General features: G+C 50.3%; 1 pseudogene. It reads left to right on the top strand.

Annotated features, from left to right (window positions below):
• Positions 1-69 precede the first annotated feature (69 nt).
• Positions 70-314, top strand: a pseudogene (gene artJ, locus ACSIPU_RS30905) (ABC transporter substrate-binding protein ArtJ); the annotation flags it as partial.

Raw genomic sequence — 314 nt, 5'->3', positions numbered from 1 at the left:
TAATGGCATTGTCACTCTATGCCGCAGACACGGCGAATAATCATAAGATAGACAGACGGGAGTTCCACGATGAAAAAGTTAGTTCTGGCTGCACTGCTCACCTCTTTCGCGTTCGGCGCTGCTGCCGCGGAAAAAATCAGCTTTGGCGTCTCCGCAACCTATCCGCCGTTTGAATCGATGGACGCTAATAACCAGATTGTCGGCTTTGATATCGATCTGGCCCACGCGCTGTGCAAACAAATGCAGGCAGAATGTACCTTTACCAACCACGCGTTTGACAGCCTGATCCCGGCGCTGAAGTTCAAGAAATATGA

The sequence above is a fragment of the Klebsiella sp. HN106 genome, from assembly GCF_051209435.1.
Taxonomy (GTDB): Bacteria; Pseudomonadota; Gammaproteobacteria; order Enterobacterales; family Enterobacteriaceae; genus Klebsiella; species Klebsiella oxytoca.
This window is presented reverse-complemented; position numbering and strand designations above follow the sequence as displayed.